Below are 399 nucleotides of genomic sequence, written 5' to 3'. Positions count from 1 at the left end.
GACGTCAAGGTCGCGAGCCTGTACTCGCACGTCCGCAACTCCCACGACCTCAAGACCCGGATCGCTCTGTTCGCCCTGGAGGAGCTCGCCGACCGCGCCGCCGACGCGGTCGCCGGACGCGCCGGCAAGGTCAAGGCCGACCCCAACTGGGCTCTCTCGGAGAAGAACTCGGTGGGCGCCGTAGCAGTCAAGACCGCGGGGGGGGGGGGGGGGGGGCGGGGGGGGGGGGGGGGGGGGGGGGGGGGGGGGGGCGGGGGGGCGGGGGGGGGGGGGGGGGGGGCCGGGGGGGGGGGGGGGGCCGGGTGGGGGGGCCGGGGGGGTGGGGGGGGTGGCTTGGGGGCGGGACCCGGTTGGGGCGGTGCTGGGGGGGGTGGTGAGGGGGGGGGGGTCGGGACTGTT

Annotated in this window: 1 pseudogene; it reads left to right on the top strand. The window is 80.2% G+C overall.

Annotation, left to right across the window (positions count from 1 at the left end):
- Positions 1-129: pseudogene (locus PUR56_RS19895) on the top strand (TetR family transcriptional regulator); the annotation flags it as partial.
- Positions 130-399 lie beyond the last annotated feature (270 nt).

Source organism: Streptomyces sp. BE303, assembly GCF_036290945.1.
GTDB lineage: Bacteria > Actinomycetota > Actinomycetes > Streptomycetales > Streptomycetaceae > Kitasatospora.
This window is presented reverse-complemented; position numbering and strand designations above follow the sequence as displayed.